25 protein-coding genes and 1 pseudogene are annotated in these 21,870 nt (G+C 60.8%); 21 read left to right on the forward strand and 5 right to left on the reverse strand.

Features of this window, described 5'->3' with window-relative positions; all coding sequences use genetic code 11:
- Positions 1–167: 167 nt before the first annotated feature.
- The 3 genes and pseudogenes from N554_RS42825 to N554_RS0100405 all read left to right on the forward strand — a co-directional run.
- Positions 168–359 (forward strand): annotated as a pseudogene (locus tag N554_RS42825) (hypothetical protein); the annotation flags it as partial.
- 196 nt (positions 360–555) lie between these two features.
- A complete protein-coding gene (locus N554_RS0100400) occupies positions 556–1,095 on the forward strand; it encodes a TadE/TadG family type IV pilus assembly protein (RefSeq protein WP_029581650.1) in 540 nt (179 codons plus the stop codon).
- A gap of 10 nt (positions 1,096–1,105) precedes the next feature.
- Entirely contained in the window at positions 1,106–1,735 is a 630-nt protein-coding gene (locus N554_RS0100405) for a TadE/TadG family type IV pilus assembly protein (RefSeq protein ID WP_029581651.1), read from the forward strand.
- Between the two features lie 137 nt (positions 1,736–1,872).
- On the opposite strand, the gene N554_RS0100410 is transcribed toward N554_RS0100405, so the two are convergent.
- The 3 genes from N554_RS0100410 to N554_RS0100425 form a co-directional block, all read right to left on the reverse strand.
- A complete protein-coding gene (locus tag N554_RS0100410; protein WP_011474122.1) occupies positions 1,873–2,085 on the reverse strand; it encodes a cold-shock protein in 213 nt (70 codons plus the stop codon).
- Positions 2,086–2,363: 278 nt separating this feature from the next.
- Positions 2,364–2,648: a translation initiation factor IF-1 gene (infA, locus tag N554_RS0100420; protein WP_029581652.1), complete on the reverse strand. Its 285-nt coding sequence runs from the start codon at positions 2,646–2,648 to the stop codon at positions 2,364–2,366.
- A 24-nt stretch (positions 2,649–2,672) separates the two neighbouring features.
- Positions 2,673–4,115, reverse strand: coding sequence for a DEAD/DEAH box helicase (locus N554_RS0100425; RefSeq protein WP_029581653.1), 1,443 nt, complete (start codon positions 4,113–4,115; stop codon positions 2,673–2,675).
- Positions 4,116–4,666: 551 nt separating this feature from the next.
- On the opposite strand from N554_RS0100425, the gene urtA reads away from it, so the two are divergent.
- From urtA to N554_RS0100510, 16 genes are all read left to right on the forward strand, one after another.
- On the forward strand, positions 4,667–5,989 hold the full coding sequence (urtA, locus tag N554_RS0100430; RefSeq protein ID WP_029581654.1) for an urea ABC transporter substrate-binding protein: 1,323 nt from the start codon (positions 4,667–4,669) through the stop codon (positions 5,987–5,989).
- A gap of 155 nt (positions 5,990–6,144) precedes the next feature.
- A complete protein-coding gene (urtB, locus tag N554_RS0100435; RefSeq protein ID WP_081851060.1) occupies positions 6,145–7,680 on the forward strand; it encodes an urea ABC transporter permease subunit UrtB in 1,536 nt (511 codons plus the stop codon).
- The gene (urtC, locus tag N554_RS0100440; RefSeq protein ID WP_029581656.1) at positions 7,677–8,846 is read left to right on the forward strand and encodes an urea ABC transporter permease subunit UrtC; all 1,170 of its coding nucleotides are present in this window, start codon (positions 7,677–7,679) and stop codon (positions 8,844–8,846) included. The genes urtB and urtC overlap by 4 nt, the downstream gene beginning before the upstream one ends.
- A gap of 4 nt (positions 8,847–8,850) precedes the next feature.
- Positions 8,851–9,612, forward strand: coding sequence for an urea ABC transporter ATP-binding protein UrtD (urtD, locus tag N554_RS0100445; RefSeq protein ID WP_029581657.1), 762 nt, complete (start codon positions 8,851–8,853; stop codon positions 9,610–9,612).
- A gap of 3 nt (positions 9,613–9,615) precedes the next feature.
- The gene (gene urtE / locus N554_RS0100450; RefSeq protein ID WP_029581658.1) at positions 9,616–10,311 is read left to right on the forward strand and encodes an urea ABC transporter ATP-binding subunit UrtE; all 696 of its coding nucleotides are present in this window, start codon (positions 9,616–9,618) and stop codon (positions 10,309–10,311) included.
- A gap of 30 nt (positions 10,312–10,341) precedes the next feature.
- The gene (locus N554_RS0100455; protein WP_029581659.1) at positions 10,342–11,178 is read left to right on the forward strand and encodes an urease accessory protein UreD; all 837 of its coding nucleotides are present in this window, start codon (positions 10,342–10,344) and stop codon (positions 11,176–11,178) included.
- A gap of 27 nt (positions 11,179–11,205) precedes the next feature.
- The gene (locus N554_RS0100460; RefSeq protein ID WP_029581660.1) at positions 11,206–11,508 is read left to right on the forward strand and encodes an urease subunit gamma; all 303 of its coding nucleotides are present in this window, start codon (positions 11,206–11,208) and stop codon (positions 11,506–11,508) included.
- Positions 11,509–11,620: 112 nt separating this feature from the next.
- Positions 11,621–11,926, forward strand: a complete 306-nt coding sequence (locus N554_RS0100470) for an urease subunit beta (protein ID WP_029581661.1) — start codon at positions 11,621–11,623, stop codon at positions 11,924–11,926.
- Between the two features lie 4 nt (positions 11,927–11,930).
- Positions 11,931–12,470, forward strand: a complete 540-nt coding sequence (locus tag N554_RS0100475) for an HD domain-containing protein (RefSeq protein ID WP_029581662.1) — start codon at positions 11,931–11,933, stop codon at positions 12,468–12,470.
- Between the two features lie 76 nt (positions 12,471–12,546).
- On the forward strand, positions 12,547–14,259 hold the full coding sequence (gene ureC, locus N554_RS0100480; RefSeq protein ID WP_029581663.1) for an urease subunit alpha: 1,713 nt from the start codon (positions 12,547–12,549) through the stop codon (positions 14,257–14,259).
- 160 nt (positions 14,260–14,419) lie between these two features.
- Positions 14,420–14,719 (forward strand): putative quinol monooxygenase, encoded by a 300-nt coding sequence (locus N554_RS0100485; RefSeq protein WP_029581664.1) that lies wholly within the window; start codon positions 14,420–14,422, stop codon positions 14,717–14,719.
- A gap of 28 nt (positions 14,720–14,747) precedes the next feature.
- Positions 14,748–15,047 carry a putative quinol monooxygenase gene (locus N554_RS0100490; RefSeq protein WP_029581665.1) on the forward strand — a complete coding sequence of 100 codons (300 nt, stop codon included), beginning with the start codon at positions 14,748–14,750 and terminating at the stop codon, positions 15,045–15,047.
- 10 nt (positions 15,048–15,057) lie between these two features.
- A complete protein-coding gene (locus N554_RS0100495) occupies positions 15,058–15,630 on the forward strand; it encodes an urease accessory protein UreE (protein WP_029581666.1) in 573 nt (190 codons plus the stop codon).
- A gap of 88 nt (positions 15,631–15,718) precedes the next feature.
- Entirely contained in the window at positions 15,719–16,408 is a 690-nt protein-coding gene (locus N554_RS0100500) for an urease accessory protein UreF (RefSeq protein WP_051677221.1), read from the forward strand.
- Between the two features lie 168 nt (positions 16,409–16,576).
- Positions 16,577–17,212 carry an urease accessory protein UreG gene (gene ureG / locus N554_RS0100505; protein ID WP_029581668.1) on the forward strand — a complete coding sequence of 212 codons (636 nt, stop codon included), beginning with the start codon at positions 16,577–16,579 and terminating at the stop codon, positions 17,210–17,212.
- 309 nt (positions 17,213–17,521) lie between these two features.
- A complete protein-coding gene (locus N554_RS0100510) occupies positions 17,522–19,180 on the forward strand; it encodes a CHASE domain-containing protein (protein WP_029581669.1) in 1,659 nt (552 codons plus the stop codon).
- 100 nt (positions 19,181–19,280) lie between these two features.
- On the opposite strand, the gene N554_RS0100515 is transcribed toward N554_RS0100510, so the two are convergent.
- On the reverse strand, positions 19,281–19,829 hold the full coding sequence (locus N554_RS0100515; RefSeq protein ID WP_029581670.1) for a sigma-70 family RNA polymerase sigma factor: 549 nt from the start codon (positions 19,827–19,829) through the stop codon (positions 19,281–19,283).
- The gene (locus N554_RS0100520) at positions 19,829–20,065 is read right to left on the reverse strand and encodes a NepR family anti-sigma factor (protein ID WP_029581671.1); all 237 of its coding nucleotides are present in this window, start codon (positions 20,063–20,065) and stop codon (positions 19,829–19,831) included. Before N554_RS0100520 ends, N554_RS0100515 begins: the two co-directional genes overlap by 1 nt.
- A gap of 235 nt (positions 20,066–20,300) precedes the next feature.
- Between N554_RS0100520 and N554_RS0100525 the strand changes: the two genes are divergently transcribed.
- Together N554_RS0100525 and N554_RS0100530 are read left to right on the forward strand one after the other, a co-directional pair.
- Positions 20,301–21,107 (forward strand): response regulator, encoded by an 807-nt coding sequence (locus N554_RS0100525; RefSeq protein ID WP_029581672.1) that lies wholly within the window; start codon positions 20,301–20,303, stop codon positions 21,105–21,107.
- A gap of 332 nt (positions 21,108–21,439) precedes the next feature.
- Positions 21,440–21,862, forward strand: a complete 423-nt coding sequence (locus N554_RS0100530; protein WP_029581673.1) for a hypothetical protein — start codon at positions 21,440–21,442, stop codon at positions 21,860–21,862.
- Positions 21,863–21,870 lie beyond the last annotated feature (8 nt).

The following is a 21,870-nucleotide window of genomic DNA, read 5'->3' on the forward strand; positions in this document are numbered from 1 at the left end:
TTCGATTGCGAAAACATCGCTGCAACCGGCTGTTCCGGAGCACAGTAAATTTGGAATTAAGGGCTTCGGTAGAATGCAAAATTGATGCTGAGCTAGTTTTTTTCGGGCCTCTTTCGGATGCCTGAAAACACAAACTCCCGGCTGACTATGGCAGAACGAACAGGCCCGACGCAGCATTGCAGACCGGCGGCATCCTCGTCGTGACGGACAGGGGCTACGGCGCGACCAATTTCATCGCGATGGACCGCAACGGCGAGATGCTGGGGGACCGCTACTTTCAGGTGGACTTCAAAACGGCGGTCGACCAGGCCAATTCTCTCAGCAATCAGGCCCGGCGGCAGCGCCGCTGCGGGCGGTAAGCCGGCGAACCGAGGCGTTCGTCGCAGCCTTAGCCAGCGGTCGCGCGAATCGATTCCGCTCGCGCGAACCGCACCGCTAAAATGGTTACTATGCGGTTAACCGAGCAGCCCACTCTGCCTCGATCCGACGAAACACTTCAACAATCAGTTTCAGGTAATTCTCGCGGGCAGACAATTGCTGCCTGGGGATTTCTTGATGTCGTCGTCCGCCGCTTCAGCGCCCGTCAGAAATGCATTGCGTCGATTTCACCGCAACCAACGAGGCTCGAGTGCGGTTGAATTCGCGCTGGTCGCGCCCATGTTCCTTGCGCTGCTATTTGCGATTATCGAAACGGCGCTCGTGTTTTTCGCGGGCCAGGTTTTGGAGACCGGTGTCCAGGACACCGGGCGGCGGCTCTACACGAGTCAAGCGACATCGCAAACGGACTTCAGGCAGGCTCTCTGTGACCGCGTCAGCCTAATTGTGCCATGCAGCAGCAGTCTCTGCGTTGACGTGAGGTCATACCCTCCGGGCGCCCCCATCTCACTTAGCAATCCCATCGACGAAAGCGGAAAATACACCCCCGATTGCGTGTATCAGCCGCCGACAACTCTCGACCAGACCGTTGTTGTCCGTGCGTTCTATCCATGGCCGCTGCTTGTCACCGGGCTTGGCTACAATATTGCAAATATCGGTGGAGGCAGCAGCACCAGCCAAAAATTGCTGGCTGCGACGGCCGCGTTTCGTCCCCAATGACGGTAAAATCATGAAGCCGCTCGCGCCCTCGGGATTGCTGGCTCCTCTACAACCGTCAGCCGTGAGGCTGATGCGCGACAAGGGAGGCAATGCAGCAGTTGAGTTTGCGGTAATTGTACCGCTGATGCTCGTAATGTTCTTCGGAATGGTCGAATTTACATCAGCGATCTCGATCGCTCGAAAGATGTCACTGGTGACGCAAGGGCTTGCTGATCTAGCCTCGCGATACGCAAGTGTCGGTGACACGGACATCGACAATTTCAATATCATCGCCAAGACGATGCTGACGCCCTATTCCGCGACTCCGCTCAAATCCACGATCACCGAGCTGTATATCGACCCTTCAACAGGCGTCGCGCGGGCGCAATGGAGCAAAGGAGCTGAGCCTCGGGGACTTGGTTCGTCCGTCCATGTGCCGGAGAATTTGATTGCCAGAGATTCAGTGACGACAGCGATACTTCCGAACCAATATTTGATTTTCTCAGAAGCCAACTACCTCTACACACCGGCAGTCGGCTATGTCATGGACAAGGCGGGCTTCACTCTCAGCGAGAAGAGTTACATGCGCCCGCGTCTGACCACCTGTGTTATCTATCCAACACCTGCTCCGGGTGCTCAGCCCAACTGTCCGAAATCGTGATAGCACGGCTGCCTGATCATCAATCGCGGCACGTCCCGCTCAAGATATAGCCCCGCTCAAAAATAAAGGCCGCGCAAACAAGCGCGGCCTCTGTCTCATTTCAGGCGGGATCTCTCGGTGCAAACCGAGAAAATCCTTTAGCCGGCGGCGCGCAGATTGTCCGCCGAAGACTTGCCAGAGCGGCGATCGGCTACGATCTCGTAGCTGATCTTCTGGCCTTCACGCAGTGTTCCAAGTCCGGCGCGCTCTACGGCGCTGATGTGCACGAACACGTCGTTGCCACCGTCGTCCGGTTGGATGAAGCCGAAGCCCTTTGTCGCGTTAAACCACTTCACGGTTCCCATGCTCACGGGATAGTCCCTTCTCAAGGTAGATATAGTAAAGCCCATATACGATGGGCTGGTGAGATCGAATTTTTGGAAGGGTCGTCAGCGTCTAAACCGGCTGTACCGGTGGATAGCTAATGTCGTCCGGCCGAAAATCGATATGTTCATGTTATTCCAAAGTAGCCTCCAAAACAATCCTGATGCGCGCGATTTTTTGATCGCGCCCAATCTTGCAGCTGAAGGCTACCGCCCGCGCACCAACTTTTTATCCTGCGCGATTTCGTGTGAGTCGTGAACCGCACTTACCTGCGTCGGAACTGGCCGCGCGGCGGTGCACCGCGCGGGGCTCCGCCACCACCCGGACGCTCGTCCTTGTGACGGAAGATCAGCCGGCCTTTTTCGAGGTCATAGGGCGACATCTCGATGGTCACCCGATCGCCGGCCAGCGTCTTGATCCGGTTCTTCTTCATCTTGCCGGCGGTGTAGGCGACGATCTCGTGTCCGGCATCGAGCTGGACGCGATAACGTGCATCGGGGAGGATTTCGGTCACCAGTCCTTCGAACTGGATCAGCTCTTCTTTAGCCATGGTTCTCTCCAGATCGATCGACGGCTAGCGTGGTCGTTGGGTACGGTTGGGTCGGGTGTTCGGACGGCTTTCGCGATGCAAAAAAGCAACCCCCTGCATCCCTTCGGGCTTGCCGCCTTGCGACGACGGACGTAACGATTCCTGCCGGTTGGTCTCGTGCCGGTTGGTTTGCGGAACGGCATTATTACCACCGGGACGGCGGCGACGGCGAGGCCCTTTCGATCCTGGTGCGGCTTCATTCGCCCGGGCGCCATGCACGCGCGGCGCGGAGCGTCCGCCTCGATGTTGCGAAGCCGCAGGCGCCGCGTCGCGATGACCCGGCGTCCGACGGTCTTCTCGGGGCAATGCAATGCGGATCAGTTTTTCGATGTCGCGCAGATATCCCATTTCCTCGCCGCCCGCGATCAGCGAGATCGCAATACCGTCCGCTCCGGCGCGCGCGGTGCGGCCGATGCGATGCACATAAGTCTCGGGCACATTGGGAAGATCGAAATTCACTACATGGCTGATGCCATCGACGTCGATCCCGCGGGCGGCAATGTCGGTGGCAACCAGCGTGCGGATCTCGCCGGAGCGGAATGCCGCCAGCACACGCTCGCGGTGATTCTGCGATTTGTTACCGTGAATGGCGTCGGCGGTAATGCCGGCTCTCGCGAGGCCCTTCACCACCTTATCCGCGCCATGCTTGGTGCGGGTAAAGACCAGCGCGCGATCGACCGGTTCCTGCTGCAGCAGTTGCGCCAGCAACGCAGGTTTGGCCGAGTGATCGACCTGGATGATGCGCTGGGTGATGCGCTCGACCGTCGAGGCGACCGGCGTCACCGCCACGCGCGCCGGATCGCGCAGCATCTGTTCGGCGAGTTCGGCGATATCCTTTGGCATTGTCGCCGAAAAGAACAGCGTCTGCCGCTTGGTCGGCAATTTGGCGACGATCTTTCGGATGTCATTGATGAAGCCCATGTCAAGCATGCGGTCGGCCTCATCGAGCACGAGGAACTCGACCTGTCCGAGCTTCAAGCCGTTGCTTTGAACGAGATCGAGCAGACGGCCGGGCGTGGCTACCATGACCTCGACGCCTTGCATGACCGATCGGACCTGACGTCCCATCGGCACGCCGCCGATGGCCAGCGCTGAAGTGAGCCGCATGTGACGGCCATAGGCGTTGAAGCTCTCGAGTATCTGTCCCGACAATTCACGTGTCGGGCTGAGCACGAGCACGCGGCAGGATTTGGGCTGCGGCTTGAGGCGATGCTCCAGAATCCGGTGCAGGATGGGAAGCGCAAACGCCGCGGTCTTGCCGGTACCGGTCTGGGCGATACCGACGATGTCACGGCCGGTAAGTGCAAGGGGAATGGTTTGAGCCTGGATGGGCGTGGGCGTGAGATAATTTTCTTCTTTGAGTGCACGCGAAATAGGGTCGGCGAGGCCGAAATCCTGAAAGGAGGTCAAAAGGTGGGTTCTTTCCATTATGAAAGCAGGCGCCCGGCGGTCATGGCCAGGAGCTCGCGAGGTGTCAGAGACACCCGCGTGTTTGGGGCGTCGGTTTTGGTTAGCTGAAGGGGCAAGCCAGAACCGTTGAACGGGCTCAGAACACGCAGCTCGCAATGACCCGGTGATTCCCTGGGTCGTGGCGCTCATATGGGCCACGAACGCGGCGCTTTCAAGGTAAATCGTGAGATGAGGTGTTGGCACGATTAACAAGGGAGGGGCGAGACGCCGTTTGCGGTTCAAATGGGCTGGTGGGTACGCTGCAGTGCAGAAAGCGTAGTGCCGTATTTTTAGACACGCGGTCCATTTTGATTAGAAATTGTGCGGTTTGTCCCTGGAACATGCATTTTTCCGGCCCAAAGTTTAGGCGGTACTGTCCGCGATTCAGGGCGCGAGGGCGGATTCTTCAATGGCACCATGAGCTTAACCTATCTCCATACCGTGGCATGGTTCTTGCGATCCCGTTAACGCAGGGCGGCCGTGGGGGCCGTTTCGCAGCGTTTACGTCTGCGTCAGGGAGATGACACCTCATGCTTACTCGATTGACTGACGATATAGCTCCGCCTCTCAGCCGCCGTCGCTGGCTGGCGGTGACCGCTGGTCTGGCTTTGGGCTTGGCCGCGCTTACGACCGCGAAAGCGGCGGACGACACCATCAAGGTCGGCGTTCTTCACTCGCTCTCCGGCACCATGGCCATCAGCGAAACCACGCTCAAGGATACGATTCTCTTCCTGATCGACGAGCAGAACAAGAAGGGCGGCGTTCTCGGCAAGAAGCTCGAAGCCGTGGTCGTCGACCCCGCATCAAACTGGCCGCTGTTCGCGGAAAAAGCCCGTGAATTGATCACCAAGGACAAGGTGTCCGTCGTGTTCGGCTGCTGGACTTCGGTGTCGCGCAAGTCCGTGCTGCCGGTGTTCAAGGAATTGAACTCGATCCTGTTCTATCCCGTGCAGTACGAGGGCGAAGAGAGCGAACGCAACGTATTCTATACCGGCGCTGCGCCGAACCAGCAGGCGATCCCTGCCGTCGACTACCTGATGAAGGACGAAAAGGTGAAGCGCTGGGTGCTGGCCGGCACCGACTACGTCTATCCGCGCACCACCAACAAGATCCTCGAAGCCTACTTGAAGTCGAAAGGCGTCAAGCAGGAAGACATCATGATCAACTACACGCCGTTCGGTCATAGCGATTGGCAGACGATCGTGGCCGACATCAAGAAGTTCGGATCGACCGGCAAGAAGACCGCGGTGGTCTCGACCATCAACGGTGACGCCAACGTTCCCTTCTACAAGGAACTCGGCAACCAAGGCGTCAAGGCGACCGACATTCCGGTTGTCGCGTTTTCGGTCGGAGAAGAGGAGCTCGCCGGCATCGACACCAAGCCGCTGCTCGGCCATCTCGCGGCCTGGAACTACTTCCAGTCGATCAAGACCCCGGAGAACGAGAAGTTCATCAAGGCGTGGCAGGCCTACACCAAGAATCCGAAGCGCGTGACCAACGATCCGATGGAAGCGCACGTCATCGGCTTCGAGATGTGGGTGAAGGCGGTGGAGAAGGCGAAGTCGGTCGACGCCGACAAGGTGATCGACGCTCTGCCCGGCATCGAAGCCAAGAACCTGACCGGCGGCACCTCGAAGATGCTTCCGAACCATCATATCACCAAGCCGGTATTCATTGGCGAGATCAAAGCCAACGGCCAGTTCGACGTGGTGTGGAAGACCCCGGGCCTGGCTGCCGGCGATGCATGGTCGAAGGAACTTGACGGTTCCAAGGACCTGATCGGCGACTGGGTCGGCAAGAAGTGCGGCAACTACAACACCAAGACCAGCAAGTGCGGCGGTCAGGGCTCCTGATTGATCCCTGAGTCCAACCAAACCAGGGAAGGCGGCGATATCTGCCGCCTTCCTTTTGCTGCTGCCGGGGTCATCCAGTGCTCACCAAGGTCTTTCGAAAGTTCCGCGTACTCCCATTCGCGGTGTTGCTAGTTCTTGCAACCGGCCTGCCTGTCATGGCCGGGCTGTTCGAAGACGCGGTCGGTAAATTCGCAAATGACGAGTTCTCCGACACCGAAGAAGCCATAGGTGCGATCGCCACCAGCGGCAATCCGCTGGCCTATCCGATCATCAGCGCGCTCCAGGACGGACGGTTGATGGCCGATCCCGATACCAAGAAAGTTTATGTCACCGAGCCCGACGGCAAGAGCATCGACGCCACGACCGGCGCGCCGGTTGCTGGCGTACCCGATAGCGCCGCTGCCGTTCGCCTCAACAACCGCCTGCGTCGCACCGTCGAGGCGGCACTCGGCGGCTTGACGCTGCTATCGCCCGACCCCGCCAAGCGAATCCAGGCCGCGCAATCGGTTTTCAAGACCCACGACGCGACCATGCTTCCCGTGATCGACGGCGCGCTCCAGAAGGAAACCAACAAGGGCGCCAAACTGGCATTCACCGAAGCCCGCGCGGCGATCCTGCTATTCAAGGAAGATGCTACCGACGCGGAAAAGCTTGAGGCCATCGCCACCATCAAGGCGCGCGGCGATCAGGAAGCGCTGGCGCTCTTGACCGGGTTGAGCGGAGACCAGCCGCCGGCGATCGCGCGTGCCGCCGCCAATGCGACCTCGACCATCCAGAGTAGCCTCGCGATGTGGTCCGCCGTGCAGAACGCCTGGTACGGCCTGTCGCTCGGCTCGGTTCTGCTGCTCGCGGCAATCGGCCTCGCCATCACCTTCGGAGTGATGGGCGTCATCAACATGGCCCATGGCGAGATGGTCATGATCGGGGCCTATGTCACCTTCGTGGTGCAGGAAACCATCCGCACCAGTTTTCCCGGACTGTTCGACTATTCGCTGCTGATGGCCGTGCCATTGGCTTTCATCGTCGCCGGCGCGATCGGTATCCTGATCGAGCGCAGCATCATCCGCTTTCTCTACGGCCGCCCGCTGGAAACGCTGCTGGCGACATGGGGCTTGTCGCTGGTCTTGCAACAAGCGGTGCGCACCATGTTCGGTCCGACCAACCGCGAGGTCGGGAATCCCTCCTGGATGAGCGGCGCGTTCGAGCTCGGACAGATCACGATTACCTATAACCGGCTGTGGATTCTCTGCTTCACACTTGCGGTGTTCGCCATCCTGCTGGTCATGCTGCGCTACACGGCGCTGGGGCTTGAGATGCGCGCGGTCACGCAAAACCGCAGGATGGCGGCGTCGATGGGAATTGCGACCTCGCGCGTCGATGCGCTGACGTTCGGGCTGGGCTCCGGCATCGCCGGGATCGCCGGCGTGGCGCTATCGCAGATCGACAACGTCAGTCCCAATCTCGGCCAGAGCTATATCATCGACTCCTTCATGGTCGTGGTGTTCGGCGGGGTCGGCAATCTCTGGGGCACGCTGGTCGGCGCCTTCACGCTCGGCATCGCCAACAAGTTCCTGGAGCCGGTCGCCGGCGCCGTGCTCGGCAAGATCGCTATTCTGGTTCTCATCATCCTGTTCATTCAGAAACGCCCGCGCGGCCTGTTCGCGCTCAAAGGGCGGGCGGTGGAAGCATGATGCCGCACGTGCTCACGCGCTCGCTGGATCGCAGCGCGACCGTATTTTTGGGCGTGGTGGCGGCCGCGGGCGTGCTGATCCCGCTGTCAAACCTGCTATTACCGGCGGCTTCCGGATTGCAGGTGCCGACTTACCTGGTGGCACTGTTCGGAAAATATGTTTGCTACGCCATTCTGGCGCTCGCGATCGATCTGATCTGGGGTTATTGCGGCATTCTCTCGCTCGGCCACGGCGCGTTCTTCGCGCTCGGCGGCTACGCCATGGGCATGTATCTGATGCGCCAGGTCGGCAGCCGCGGCGTCTACGGCAATCCGATCCTGCCCGACTTCATGGTGTTCCTGAATTACCCAGGCCTGCCATGGTACTGGTACGGTTTTGATATGTTCTGGTTCGCAGCGCTGATGGTGCTGGTCGTGCCGGGCCTGCTGGCGTTCTGCTTCGGCTGGCTGGCGTTTCGTTCCCGCGTCACCGGCGTCTATCTCTCGATCATCACACAGGCGATGACCTACGCGTTCTTGCTGGCGTTCTTCCGCAACGATTTCGGCTTCGGCGGCAACAATGGCCTCACCGATTTCAAGGATATTTTGGGCTTTAGCGTGCAGGCCGACGGCACGCGCGCGGCGTTGTTCGCGCTGAGCTGTCTGGCGCTGATCATCGGCTTTCTGATCTGCCGCGCGGTGGTGACGTCGAAACTCGGCAAGGTCTTGATCGCGGTGCGCGACGCCGAATCCCGCACGCGGTTTCTTGGCTACCGCGTCGAGTCCTACAAGCTGTTCGTATTCACGCTGTCGGCCTGCATGGCCGGCGTCGCCGGCGCGCTCTACGTGCCGCAGGTCGGCATCATCAATCCCGGCGAATTCGCGCCCGGCAATTCGATTGAAGCCGTAATCTGGGTCGCCGTCGGCGGCCGCGGCACGCTGATCGGCGCGGCGCTGGGTGCCGTCGTCGTCAACTACGCGAAGACCGTATTCACGTCCGGTCCGCTGGCGCCGTACTGGCTGTTCATGCTGGGCGCGCTGTTCATCCTGGTGACGCTGCTGCTGCCGAAGGGAATTGTCGGCACCTTCAATGCCTGGTGGGAGCCCTGGAAGGCGCAACGCATCACAGAAAATGCCGTCAGCGCCGCTCGCGAAGACGGCATCAGCGAACCGAAGATGGCGGAGTGAGCGCATGAACGTCATGGACACCCGCGCCACATCCGCGCTGCTCTATCTCGACGGCGTGCATGTCTCGTTCGACGGCTTTCACGCCATCAACAATCTTTCGCTGACGCTGGCGCCCGGCGAGATGCGCGCCATCATCGGCCCCAATGGCGCCGGCAAGACCACGATGATGGACATCATCACGGGCAAGACCAAGCCGGACGAGGGCGAGGTGCTGTTCGACGGCATCACCGACCTGACCCGGCTCGACGAGGCGCGGATCGCCGAACTCGGGATCGGCCGGAAATTCCAAAAGCCGACGGTGTTCGAGAGCCAGACCATCGAGGACAATTTGCTGCTGGCGCTCAATGTCGATCACAGCGTGAAGGGCACGCTGTTCTGGCGCGAGACCAGGGCTGAAACCGAACGCATCGAGCACGTGCTGGAAACCATTCGCCTGACCGAAGCGCGCAATCGTCTGGCCGGAAGCCTGTCGCACGGCCAGAAGCAATGGCTGGAGATCGGTATGCTGCTGGCGCAGGATCCGAAACTGCTGCTGGTCGACGAGCCGGTCGCCGGCATGACCGACGTCGAAACCCACCAGACCGCCGAACTGCTGAAGCAAATCAACAAGGACAAGACGGTGATGGTCGTCGAACACGACATGACCTTTGTCCGCGAACTCGGCGTCAAGGTGACCTGCCTGCACGAGGGTTCGGTGCTGGCCGAAGGAACCATCGATCAGGTTTCGTCGAACGAACGGGTGATCGAAGTGTATCTGGGACGGTAGCGGATGCTGAAGGTCGACAACATCAACCTCTACTACGGTGCGGCCCAGGCGCTGCGCGGCGTCTCGATCTCGGCCGAACCCGGCAAGGTGACCTGTGTGCTCGGCCGTAACGGAGTCGGCAAGACCAGCCTCTTGCGCGCGATGGTCGGCCAATACCCGATTGCCAGCGGCTCGATCACCTTCGATGGCGCCGACATCTCGGATCTTAGGCCCTATGAGCGGGCGCGGCGCGGCATCGGTTTCGTGCCGCAGGGCCGCGAGATTTTTCCGCTGCTGACGGTAGAGGAAAATCTCAGGACTGGCTTTGGACCGTTGAAGCGCGACGATCGCCATATTCCCGATGACGTGTTCTCGCTGTTTCCGGTGCTGCAATCGATGTTGGGGCGCCGCGGCGGCGACCTGTCCGGCGGCCAGCAGCAGCAACTTGCGATCGGGCGCGCCTTGGTTATGCGGCCAAAATTGCTGCTGCTGGATGAGCCGACCGAGGGCATTCAGCCGTCGATCATCAAGGACATCGGGCGCGCGATTTCGTATCTGCGCAACCTGGGCAACATCGCGATCGTTCTTGTCGAACAATATCTCGACTTTGCCTGCGAGCTCGGCGACAACTTCTCGGTCATGGACCGGGGCGCCGTGAAATATGTCTGCGATCGCAGCACTCTCGATCCCTGCGAAATCAGTCGCCAGATGGCGCTCTAAGATAGCTTTTTGACGCGGCTTTGGGGGCGGATGCGGACTGATATCACCAGCACGGCTTCGACGATTTTCGCGGCCAACCGCGCCCGGGGCGCGGTGATGTTCGACGTACATCAAGTCGAGGGCGTCACCCGTCGCCGCCATCTGCATGAATCCGGCTCGCTGCGCGTCCGCTTCCCTTCGCCCGAAGCGGAGGGACTGTCGGCGGTTTTCGTCAACACAGCCGGTGGCATCGCCGGCGGCGATCGTTTCGATATCGACATCGCGGCGGGCGAAGGATCGCGTCTGGCGGTGACGACGGCGGCCGCTGAAAAGGTCTATCGGGCGGAGGGGCCGGCTGCGCAGGTCAATATCGCCCTGAAAGCTGCCGCGGGTTCGCACCTCGCGTGGCTGCCGCAGGAGACCATTTTGTTCGATCAGGCACGGGTGTCGCGCCGGATCGACATCGATCTTGCAGAAGGCGCCTCGCTCCTGCTCTGTGAAATCGTGGTGTTCGGACGCTCCGCGATGGGCGAACGAATGCTGCATGGCGAATTTATCGACCGCTGGCGGATGCGGCGCGGCGGCAGGCTGGTGTTTGCAGAGACCGTACGGCTCGACGACGACATCGGCGACAAGCTTAGCAGACCGGCGATCGCAAAAGGTGGCGTGGCGGTCGGCACCGCGTTGATCGTGCCGGGCGACGAGGCGTTGGTACAACGCATTCAGGAGCTTTCGGAATCGTTCGGTGGAGAGGTCGGCGTGTCCGCCTGGAATGGGTTTGCAATGGCCCGCTTCTGTGCCCAAGATGCGGCTCGGCTTCGCGCCGATATGATGGCGGTGCTCGGCCGCGTCAGCGGTGCAGCGCTGCCGCGGCTGTGGCTCAATTAGGTCGGTCAAATTGGTTACAGTGCCCGCATGAATCTGTCTCCCCGCGAAAAGGACAAGCTTCTGATCTCGATGGCCGCGATAGTGGCGCGGCGGCGGCTGGAGCGCGGCGTCAAGCTCAACCACCCCGAGGCCATCGCCATCATTTCCGATTTCATCGTCGAGGGCGCGCGCGACGGCCGCACCGTGGCCGATCTGATGCAGGCCGGCGCGCAAGTGTTGACCCGTGCCCAGGTGATGCAGGGCATTGCGGAAATGATCCACGACATTCAGGTCGAGGCGACGTTTCCGGACGGCACCAAGCTCGTCACCGTGCACGAGCCGATCAGATGAAAACGTCATTCGGGGATGCGTTGCAGGCGCAGACCGGCAATCCAGAGGCAATTGATTTCGAGATTCCGGGTTCGGTCTTTGACGCGCCCCGAACGGCTGAGGAGAATGCACGATGATTCCCGGCGAGATGTTCATCAAGGACGGCGAGATCGAACTCAATGCCGGCCGCAAGACCGTGACGCTCACGATTGCCAACTCCGGCGATCGTCCGATCCAGGTCGGCTCGCACTATCATTTCTTCGAGACCAACCCGGCGCTGAAGTTCGACCGCCGACGCGCCCGCGGCATGCGGCTCGACATCGCGGCCGGCACCGCGGTGCGGTTCGAGCCGGGGCAAACCCGCGACGTGCAACTGGTGGCGGTCGCCGGCAAGCGCGTCATCTACGGTTTTCGCGGCGATGTGATGGGGAAGCTGTAGGGCGATGCTGTCAGCCTTGCGTCTCGTTTCCGAAGCTGCCGACCTCGCGGCGCGCCGTCACAGCGGCCAGCAGCGCAAGGGGCGCGGCAATGAGCCTTATGTCAATCACCTCGCCGAGGTCGCGAACTTGCTTTCGATAGCGACCGAAGGGAAAGACGCCGAGCTTGTGGCGGCCAGCTGGCTGCACGACACCATCGAGGACACGGAAACCACCCATCAAGAACTGGCAAGGACGTTCGGCGAGCGCGTCGCAGCACTCGTGGTCGAGGTGACTGACGATATGACCTTGCCAAAGCACGAGCGCCGGCGAAGGCAGATTATCGACGCGCCACAAAAATCGCCGGGAGCCAGGCTGATCAAGATTGCCGACAAGATCAGCAATATTCGCGCACGCATTGTGCCTCAACCGAACCAGGACGAGCGCGACGATCTGATCGACTATCTCGCCTGGGCCGAGAAGGTGGTCGCGGGATGCCGCGGCAGCAACGCGGTGCTCGACCGGATGTTCGACGAGACCGTAAGGGCAGCAAGGAGCGCGCTTTGACTACGACGTGCTCAACCCCCTCCCTAACCCTGCCCCGCAAGCGGGCAGGGAACATTTCCGCCGATGGAGCGCGATGATGGCGACCAAGATCAAGCGTTCCGTCTATGCCGACATGTTCGGGCCGACCACCGGCGATCGGGTGCGGCTGGCCGACACCGAGCTCATCATCGAAGTCGAAAAGGATTTCACCGTCTACGGCGAGGAGGTGAAGTTCGGCGGCGGCAAGGTGATCCGCGACGGCATGGGCCAATCCCAGGTCACCAACAAGCAGGGCGCGGCCGATACCGTGATTACCAATGCGCTGATCGTCGATCATTGGGGGATCGTGAAAGCCGACGTCGCGATCGAGGAGGGCTATATCAGCGCCATCGGCAAGGCCGGCAACCCCGACATCCAGCCCGGCGTGAACATCGTGATCGGCCCCGGCACCGACGTCATCGCGGGCGAGGGGAAAATCCTCACCGCAGGCGGGTTCGACAGCCATATCCATTTCATCTGTCCGCAGCAGATCGAGCACGCATTAATGTCTGGCGTCACCTCGATGCTGGGCGGCGGCACCGGTCCGTCGCACGGCACGTTCGCGACCACCTGCACGCCCGGCCCCTGGCACATGGCGCGGATGATTCAGTCGTTCGATGCATTTCCGGTCAATCTCGGCATTTCCGGCAAGGGCAACGCATCGCGTCCGGCATCACTGGTGGAGATGATCAACGCCGGCGCCTGTGCGTTAAAACTGCACGAGGATTGGGGCACCACGCCTGCAGCGATCGACAATTGTCTTTCGGTTGCCGATGATCACGACATCCAGGTGATGATCCATTCCGACACGCTGAATGAGTCGGGCTTTATCGAGGATACCGTGAAAGCCTTTAAGGGTCGCACCATTCATGCTTTCCATACCGAGGGCGCGGGGGGCGGTCACGCGCCTGACATCATCAAGCTCGCCGGCTTGAAGAACGTGCTGCCTTCCTCGACCAATCCGACGCGCCCTTTTACCCGCAACACCATCGACGAGCATCTGGATATGCTGATGGTGTGCCACCATCTCGATCCATCGATCGCCGAAGATCTCGCTTTCGCCGAAAGCCGCATCCGCAAAGAAACCATCGCGGCGGAAGATATCCTGCACGATCTGGGCGCGCTTTCGATGATGTCCTCGGATTCGCAAGCCATGGGCCGGCTCGGCGAAGTCATCATCCGCACCTGGCAGACCGCCGACAAAATGAAGAAGCAGCGCGGCTCGCTGCCGCAGGACAACGGCAGCAACGATAATTTCCGCGTCAAGCGCTACATCGCAAAATACACCATCAATCCCGCGATCGCCCATGGCGTATCGAAGCTGATCGGCTCGGTGGAAAAGGGCAAGCTCGCCGATCTCGTGCTGTGGTCGCCGGCATTCTTCGGCGTCAAGCCGGATTGCATCATCAAGGGCGGCTCCATCGTCGCCGCCCCGATGGGCGATCCCAACGCGTCTATACCGACGCCGCAACCCGTGCACTACCAGCCGATGTTCGCAGCTTTCGGCAAATCGCTGACGGCCTCGTCGGTGGTGTTTTCCTCGAAGGCGGCGGTGTCTTCGGGGCTGGCGAAGAAGCTCGGCATCGACAAGAAGCTCTACGCGGTGGAAAACACCCGTGACGGCATCTCCAAAAAGAGCATGATCCATAACGGCGCCACGCCCAAGATCGAGGTCGATCCCGAGACCTATGAAGTGCGCGCCGACGGCGAACTCCTGACCTGCGCCCCCGCCGAGGTGCTGCCCATGGCGCAGCGCTATTTCATGTTCTAGCGCGCGGTCAGCAAAAGTGGGTAGCGGTTTTGCGTTCGACCTCGCTCTAGATGTTAAATGGGCCCATGATCTTGTCGCCAAACCGCTCACACTTCGGTGGATCATGCGCTATGGTCCTTCCGGCATCTCAAAGCCACAACAAAAGACCGGGAGGACTTTCGTGATTTATGTCGTTGCCACGCTGACCGTGAAACCTGAAACTCGCGCCGAGTTCATCGCCGCCGCGACTGCCTGCATCGAGGAAACCCGCAAAGAGGCTGGCAATATTGCCTATGACCTGCATGAAAGCGTCACCGATCCGGCCAAAATGGTGTTCGTCGAGCAATGGGAAAATGCCGAGGCGCTGGTGCCGCACCGCAGCGCCGAGCACATGAAAACGTTCGGCCGCGTTGCCGTGAAATGCATGTCGGCCCCACCCAGGATCGAGGTGATTACGCCCGAAAAAGTCGACGTCCGCTAATCAAGAAAAAAACCGGGAGACCAATCCAATGATCTATGTCGTCGCCACCTCTCAAGTGAAGCCGGAAGTGCGGGATGCCTTCATCAAGGGCGACAAGGAATGCATCGCGGTCACCCGGAAGGAAAAAGGCTGCATTTCCTATGAGAGCCACACCAGCATCAACGACCCCAATCTTTTCGTGGTGGTCGAGCGCTGGGAAAGTCGCGAGGATCTCGCTGCGCATGGCCGCGCGCCGCATATGAAAGTCTGGCGCGAATATTCGGCGCCGCTGAAAGTGTCACCGACGGTGATCGAGATCATCAGCGACGGCAAGGTCGAGAAGCTGTGAGCATTTTTGCATGATTCGCGCGATGCAGGTCTGTGCGCAGCATCGCTGGACGCAGGCGCCGGCCGATACCGTCGTGCTGGATTTCGACGATCGTCACCGGCGGCGGATGGCGATGACCGGCACGCGCGGCCTTGCGTTTTTGCTCGACCTGGAAAACGCCGTGGTGTTGCGCGGTGGCGACGCGCTGGTGCTCGAGGACGGCCGGCTGATCGAGGTCGTCGCGGCGCCGGAGCCGTTGGTCGAGATCAGGGGCAGCGACCCGCACCATCTGGTTCGGGTCGCCTGGCATCTCGGCAACCGTCATTTGCCGGCTCAGATCACGGCCAGGGGCCTGCGCATCAGGCGCGACCACGTCATCGAGGCGATGGTCAGGGGGTTAGGCGCCCGCGTGATCGAGATCGAAGCGCCGTTCGATCCCGAAGGCGGCGCCTATGCCGGCGGCGGCCACGCGCCGGAAAGCGGTCCGCACGAGCATGCGGTGCACGATCATTCATCGCACGATCACGGCGACCATCATCACCATGACGAGCATTGCGACCATGACCATCAACACGGCCAGTCCCATGCTCATGACCACAAGTAAGGCGCCGGCGAGACCGCGGCGGCGTGCGGTGGCTCGACCGGGCGCCGCAAGCGAAGCTGTCAAGCAGCCGATCCCTGGCCCAGACGGAATGCAGGACGGCGAAGCGGCGGCGCTATACCGGCTGATGACCTGGCTGTCGCCGTCGTTTCCAGTCGGCGCGTTTTCCTATTCCAGCGGCATCGAATGGGCGGTGGAAGCCGGCGACATCGGCGACGCCGCAGCCTTGCGGGATTGGCTCGCCTCGATGCTCGCGGATGGACCGGGATTTTGCGACGGCGCTTTTCTGGCCCATGCGCACCGGGCGGCGGCGTCGCATGACAATGCGGCGCTGCGCGAGGTCGCCGAGCTTGCGGCTGCTTTCGTGCCCTCGCGCGAGCGCCAGCTCGAGACATCGGCGCAAGGACGCGCGTTCGTCGACATCGCGCGCGCCGCATGGAATTGCGACGGCCTTGAGAGAATGATCGAGCATTGCGACGGCCCAATCGTCTACCCCGTCGCGGTGGGCCTCGTTAGCGCCGCGCATGCGATACCTCTCGCGCCCACCATGCACGCTTTCTTTCACGCAGTGATTTCGAACTGGATATCAGCCGGCGCACGGCTTGTTCCCCTCGGGCAAACCGATAGCCAGCGCGTGCTGGTTCAGCTCGAGCCGCTCGTGATCGCGACGGCAAAACGAGCGCTGCGGGCATCGCTCGATGATCTCGGCAGCGCAAGCTTTCGCGCCGATCTCGCCAGCATGCAACACGAAACACAGTATACGAGATTGTTCAGGTCATGAGTGGACGGCGCTTCCACACATTATCTCGTCGTCCCCACGAACGCGGGGACCCATACGCCGTGCAATCGCGATTGGAGAACGGGGTGAGATATTTCGCTAAAGATACAGCCGCCGGTGGCTATGGGTCCCTGCGTTCGCAGGGACGACGAAATAGAAAGAACTTCTGACATGTCTGACAACGGCCCGCTTCGGATCGGCATTGGTGGTCCCGTCGGATCCGGAAAAACCGCGTTGATGGACCTGCTCTGCAAGACGATGCGGGAGCGTTACGACATCGCCGCGATCACCAACGACATCTACACCAAATGGGATGCGGAATTTCTGGTGCGTTCAGGATCGCTAACGCCGGACCGCATCGCGGGCGTCGAAACGGGCGGCTGCCCGCATACGGCGATCCGCGAGGATGCCTCGATGAATCTCGCCGCGGTCGCCGACATGCGTGCGAAATTTCCCGATCTCGATCTGGTGCTGATCGAATCCGGTGGCGACAATCTCGCCGCGACCTTCTCGCCCGAACTCGCCGACCTCACGATTTATGTGATCGACGTCGCGGCGGGCGACAAGATCCCTTCGAAAGGGGGCCCCGGCATCACCCGGTCGGACCTTCTCGTCATCAACAAGATCGATCTCGCGCCGCATGTCGGCGCATCGCTGGAAAAGATGGACACCGACGCCAGGCGCATGCGTGGCGAACGACCGTTTGTCATGACCAACCTCAGGAAAAGCGAAGGCCTCGACCGCATTGTCAGCTTTATCGAGGTCAAGGGGGGTCTCAGCCCCCCGGCCCAGGCCAAAGTGAGTTGAGTGCATTTTGCGCCATGCGCCCCGCCGTTAACCCTTTTGGTCCCGCCAGCCCCCTGAGGCGAGCCAAATCAGAAACTTTTGCCATTGGTCGGAACAAAGCCGCCTTGCTGCGATTAACATTCTTCGCCGTTGCCGAGACGGCGCTCTCCGCTGCCTTGTTAATCTTCGCCGCCAACCGCAGTTGCGTACTGATGATCGCTCCTCCAATATCTCAGACGGTTGGTTTTCATTCTGTTTCGGATCGTTGTCGCCCCCGCGGAAAGCAGATAGTTCTCCTTCTTCGCCAACTCCTCATTTCCGAGTAAGCGAGTGGTTCGGCTGGGTTTTATCATCGGTTTTATCGCGCTTGTCGGGGTTCTGCTCTCCGGTCTTGCGGCCAATCGCGTCCACGATCAGGAGCTGAGGGTCAATGGAATCGCGTTGGCGCGGGCGATCGACGTTCATGCCAGCCTGGTTCAAGACCGGTTGACCGAACGTGAACTGCTCGCCCGCGTCGCGTCGGGCCTGTTCCGGGCACCTACTGTGATCAAGGCCAATATGCTGCAGCCGCTGCGGTCGTCGATCTACGCCTTCAAAACCGATTTCGTCGTCGCAAGCTGGATCGCACGGCTGAAGCGGGACGAGCTGGAAGCGGCGCGTACCGAGCTTGCCAGCGCAGGCTTTCCCAATCCGACGATCCGTGATTTCAACGATCAGCCTTTGGATGCGCGGTCTCTCGATCAGCCGATGGACGTGGTGATGGACGTCGAACCCCGCAATGAAGAGACGATGGCCATCCCGGGACGTTCTCTCAGTCAGCATCCGATTCTGGGCCCGATGCTGGCGCGGGCCATGACCGAGGGAAAGCCGGTGGCTTCCGATCCGATTGGGCTATTGCGCCCGAATGGGCCGATCGGCCTCGTTCTTGCCGCGCCGGTTCTGCAGGAGGGTGGCAGTTCACCGGCCGGCTTCGTGACATTTTCCTATGAATTGGCGTCGCTGATGCTGGCGAACGACGATCTCTCGCTGTTCTCGGTCGTACTGAAGGATCCTCGCAGCGCCGATGGCGAGCTGATCGAAAACGCGCAGGGCATTGTCACGACGAGGGCGGCAACACAGCAAGAGTCTGCACCCCCGATGACGCGCACAGTGATATTCGGCGGCCGCGACTGGTCGCTCGGCTATTACCCCAAGACCAACGCGGTCAAGCGCGCCGAGCAGATGGCCGCCTTCGTGGCCGCCATCGGTCTTGCCTTGACCGGCATCGTCTGCGGGCTGTTCGGATATGTCGCCTACAACAACTTGCGGCTCAGCCGTGAAATCCAGGTGCGGATCGGCTTCGAGCGCCGACTGACCGCGGTCATCGACGAACTCAATCATCGGGTGAAAAACATCCTCGCGGTGATCCAGTCGATCGTGACGCGCACACTGCGCCATGGCTCCGACATCGATGTCGCCCGAGAACTATTGATCGGCCGGATCCATGCCATGTCGAACGTGGTCTCGCTGTTGAGTGAAAGCCAATGGCAGGGCGTGAAACTGAAAGGCTTGTTCGAGGCGCGCGCGATACCTAACGCCGAACGCATCGCGGTCAGCGGTCCGGATATCGCGGTGAGCGCGCGAGCCGCGCAGAGTCTCTCGCTCTTGTTTTTCGAGCTGGCGTCGCATTCCGACGAGGGCCTGTCGCTGGTCGGCAAGCACCCCCACATCGTCGCGCATTGGGAAGTGACCGGAGAAGATCCCGAAACGACGTTTCATTTTCGCTGGGAAGAGTTCAACACCAGCGCCGCGACACGGAGGGAAGACAGTGATTTCGGCCTGATCCTGCTCGATCGCGTCGCTCCGGAGGCACTCGGAGGTGTATCGAAGCGATATTTCACCGATGTCAGTTATGTGTACGAGCTCACCGCTCCGATGGAGACGGTTGTCGACATGACGGAGAGGGATCGCTCCGAACAATTCTCGGCACCGCTGAAGCCGGGCCGTTAGTTTCGCTCTTAATGCATTCGGCGGCCTGCGCTGGACCTCCTCTCAAAAAAAGCGGCCACAACCGGTGACCGCTTTTCTGGTATCGCGAGCGAGGCTCGAACTAGCCGCCGCTGCCGCCGATCACGGCGCGCACCGTTTCATCGGGGCCGAAGTCTTCGGCGCCGTCGACGTAGAGCAGGGCGCTTAGTTTCGATCGCGCCCGATTGACACGGCTCTTGATGGTGCCGACCGCGCAACCGCAGATCGCCGCCGCGTCCTCGTAGGAGAAGCCGGAGGCGCCCACCAGAATCAACGCTTCGCGCTGGTCCTGAGGAAGCTTTTCGAGCGCGGCGCGGAATTCCTCGAATTCGAGATGCGCGCTTTGCGCGGGTTGGGTTTTGAGGGTCTTGGCATAGCTGCCCTCGGCATCCTCCACTTCCCGCCGCCGCTTGCGATAGTCGGAGCGGAACAGGTTGCGCAGGATCGTAAACAACCACGCCGCCAGGTTTGAGCCGGGTTGGAACGAATCGATGTTAGCGAGCGCCCGCAACAGGGTTTCCTGGACGAGGTCGTCGGCGCGATCGCCGTTGCCGCTGAGTGAAATTGCGAACGCGCGCAGGCTGGGTACCGACGCCAAGATGTCGTCGCGAAGCGAGTCTGTGAGAGGCATTACTCCCTCCCGTCATTTTTTACAGTTTGACCACCGGTGTTTCCCGTCTGGGGATCCGCCTCAGGTAAATCAAGCTTTCGGATCAGGTCCGCGAACCGATCCGGCACCCCCTGCCGCACAATATCATCGTACATGGCGCGGAGTTGGTGGCCGATTCTTGATTGAATCTCGGCATTCAGGCCCCCCTGCTTTCCCGGTGCCGCATTCTTGCTGGCTTGAGGCTTTACATCTTTCATGACCTGTTCCACGCTTCCCCGAGGGTTAAGTCCCTGTAACTTCAAGAATTACCTCGGATTAGAAACCCTTGCAGCGTAACACGTGTAGAAACGCTAATTCGAACTCAGCTGGAAAGTTCCGAAACCGAGGAACTTTTCTGGGCCTGAAGCGTAGTCAGGCACGCAGGGGAACCGGGTCACCCCATATAGGTATTCTGATAGGTTTTCTGACCTGACCCGAGAGGATGGAGTGGGGATGTCCCGATCACAGCTGGTTGCTGAACACCTACCGTTGTTGCGGCGTTATGCCCGTGCGCTGACGGGAAACCAGGCGTCGGGCGACGCATATGTCGGAGCCATGCTTGAAGCCCTGCTTCAGGATCCGTCGCTGCTCGATGAGCGGCACGGACCCCGTGCCGGGCTTTTTAAGCTGTTTACCCAGATCTGGAATTCGGTTTCGCTCAACGAAAATGCCGACGTCGCCACCCTGCCGATGCCGCCGGAGCGGCGGCTTTCAAACATCACTCCCTTGCCGCGCCAGGCCTTTCTGCTGCTGTCGCTGGAAGGCTTCTCCGAGGAGGAGGTAGCGTTCATTCTCGGCAGCGATGTTGCCGACACCCGCAAGCTCGCTGATGCGGCGGGGCGGGAAATGGCCGCCGAGATCGCCACTGACGTGTTGATCATCGAGGACGAGACCTTCATCGCGATGGACCTCGAAAGCCTGGTGAGAAACCTGGGTCACAACGTCATCGGCGTCGCCCGCACCCATTCCGACGCGGTGGCGCTGGCCAAGAACAAGAAGCCCGGTCTGATCCTCGCCGACATCCAGCTTGCCGATGGCAGCTCCGGCCTCGACGCCGTCAACGAGCTGTTGCGGGTCTTCGAAGTCCCGGTGGTGTTCATCACCGCCTACCCCGAGCGCTTCCTGACCGGCGAGCGCCCCGAACCGGCATTCCTGATCTCGAAGCCATTCCAGCCGGCGATGGTATCGGCCGTCGCCAGCCAGGCCCTGTTCTTCCAGCGCAATTCGCGCAACCGCGCGCCTCGAGCTGCCGCTTCCTGAGCGAGACTTGTTGCTTTTGATAAGCCCGGCGCTTCACGACGCGCCGGGCTTTTTGCCGTGGCGGCCGTTGCCGCACTCGGCCGCGCAAACATTGCAGTTTGGGACACAACAAAAAAAGCAGGGCGCGACTGGCATCACCACAGCCGCGCCCCACATCGCCGGTCAATGGGGCAGGGGGGATAACCGGCTGCCGGGATGACGCACAGGCCCCCAAAGTTGTTCCTGCCCTCCGCAAAATTTTTACACACGGTTAAGTGATAGAAGGCGCTGAGAACCGCCTCGGTGTGTTCGCGTTGTGTCCTTGATCGCCATGGGGCGAGGGACCAACGAACATGCCGCAGACATCCAGGGCTATCTTCGGGGCGATCGCCGTTTCGCTGACGTGTGGCGCCGTTCAGTTCGCGTCGGGCCGCGATCTCTCCGGACTTGTGCAGAATTCCCCAAGTCAGAATTCCCCAAGTCAGAATTCCTCCGTTGCCCCCGAAGCTTCGATTAATCGCGCCGCGAAAGCCGATCGTGTTGCTCGCATCGCGGAATCGGCGGCACAGACGCGGACGATTTCGCTCCAGCTGGATGGGCTTTCCGATACATCGGTCCTTGTCCGCATCCCAGCCGCCCAGGAGGCCCGCAATACTTCTCGCCCTCCGTCGGCGACAAAGTCCGGGAAGCGGAAGCTGACGGTGGCCTGCGAGCCGGTCGTCAGCGTATTGACCGAAGTCGCCAAGCAGCTTGAGCCGGGCCGCTGCGTCACCTGATCCTGGTT

Source organism: Bradyrhizobium sp. URHD0069, from assembly GCF_000701345.1.
Lineage (GTDB): Bacteria > Pseudomonadota > Alphaproteobacteria > Rhizobiales > Xanthobacteraceae > Bradyrhizobium.

Coding starts and splice junctions, on each gene's coding strand:
- infA (WP_029581652.1), bottom strand. CDS start 2,648: ATGGCTAAAGAAGAGCTGATCCAGTTCGAAGGACTGGTGACCGAAATC.
- urtB (WP_081851060.1), top strand. CDS start 6,145: ATGGCCGGGCTGTTCGAAGACGCGGTCGGTAAATTCGCAAATGACGAG.
- urtE (WP_029581658.1), top strand. CDS start 9,616: ATGCTGAAGGTCGACAACATCAACCTCTACTACGGTGCGGCCCAGGCG.
- urtD (WP_029581657.1), top strand. CDS start 8,851: ATGAACGTCATGGACACCCGCGCCACATCCGCGCTGCTCTATCTCGAC.
- ureG (WP_029581668.1), top strand. CDS start 16,577: ATGTCTGACAACGGCCCGCTTCGGATCGGCATTGGTGGTCCCGTCGGA.
- N554_RS0100525 (WP_029581672.1), top strand. CDS start 20,301: ATGTCCCGATCACAGCTGGTTGCTGAACACCTACCGTTGTTGCGGCGT.
- N554_RS0100500 (WP_051677221.1), top strand. CDS start 15,719: ATGCAGGACGGCGAAGCGGCGGCGCTATACCGGCTGATGACCTGGCTG.
- N554_RS0100425 (WP_029581653.1), bottom strand. CDS start 4,115: ATGGAAAGAACCCACCTTTTGACCTCCTTTCAGGATTTCGGCCTCGCC.
- urtA (WP_029581654.1), top strand. CDS start 4,667: ATGCTTACTCGATTGACTGACGATATAGCTCCGCCTCTCAGCCGCCGT.
- N554_RS0100470 (WP_029581661.1), top strand. CDS start 11,621: ATGATTCCCGGCGAGATGTTCATCAAGGACGGCGAGATCGAACTCAAT.
- ureC (WP_029581663.1), top strand. CDS start 12,547: ATGGCGACCAAGATCAAGCGTTCCGTCTATGCCGACATGTTCGGGCCG.
- N554_RS0100460 (WP_029581660.1), top strand. CDS start 11,206: ATGAATCTGTCTCCCCGCGAAAAGGACAAGCTTCTGATCTCGATGGCC.
- N554_RS0100495 (WP_029581666.1), top strand. CDS start 15,058: ATGATTCGCGCGATGCAGGTCTGTGCGCAGCATCGCTGGACGCAGGCG.
- N554_RS0100515 (WP_029581670.1), bottom strand. CDS start 19,829: ATGCCTCTCACAGACTCGCTTCGCGACGACATCTTGGCGTCGGTACCC.
- urtC (WP_029581656.1), top strand. CDS start 7,677: ATGATGCCGCACGTGCTCACGCGCTCGCTGGATCGCAGCGCGACCGTA.
- N554_RS0100530 (WP_029581673.1), top strand. CDS start 21,440: ATGCCGCAGACATCCAGGGCTATCTTCGGGGCGATCGCCGTTTCGCTG.
- N554_RS0100405 (WP_029581651.1), top strand. CDS start 1,106: ATGAAGCCGCTCGCGCCCTCGGGATTGCTGGCTCCTCTACAACCGTCA.
- N554_RS0100490 (WP_029581665.1), top strand. CDS start 14,748: ATGATCTATGTCGTCGCCACCTCTCAAGTGAAGCCGGAAGTGCGGGAT.
- N554_RS0100475 (WP_029581662.1), top strand. CDS start 11,931: ATGCTGTCAGCCTTGCGTCTCGTTTCCGAAGCTGCCGACCTCGCGGCG.
- N554_RS0100520 (WP_029581671.1), bottom strand. CDS start 20,065: ATGAAAGATGTAAAGCCTCAAGCCAGCAAGAATGCGGCACCGGGAAAG.
- N554_RS0100455 (WP_029581659.1), top strand. CDS start 10,342: ATGCGGACTGATATCACCAGCACGGCTTCGACGATTTTCGCGGCCAAC.
- N554_RS0100400 (WP_029581650.1), top strand. CDS start 556: ATGTCGTCGTCCGCCGCTTCAGCGCCCGTCAGAAATGCATTGCGTCGA.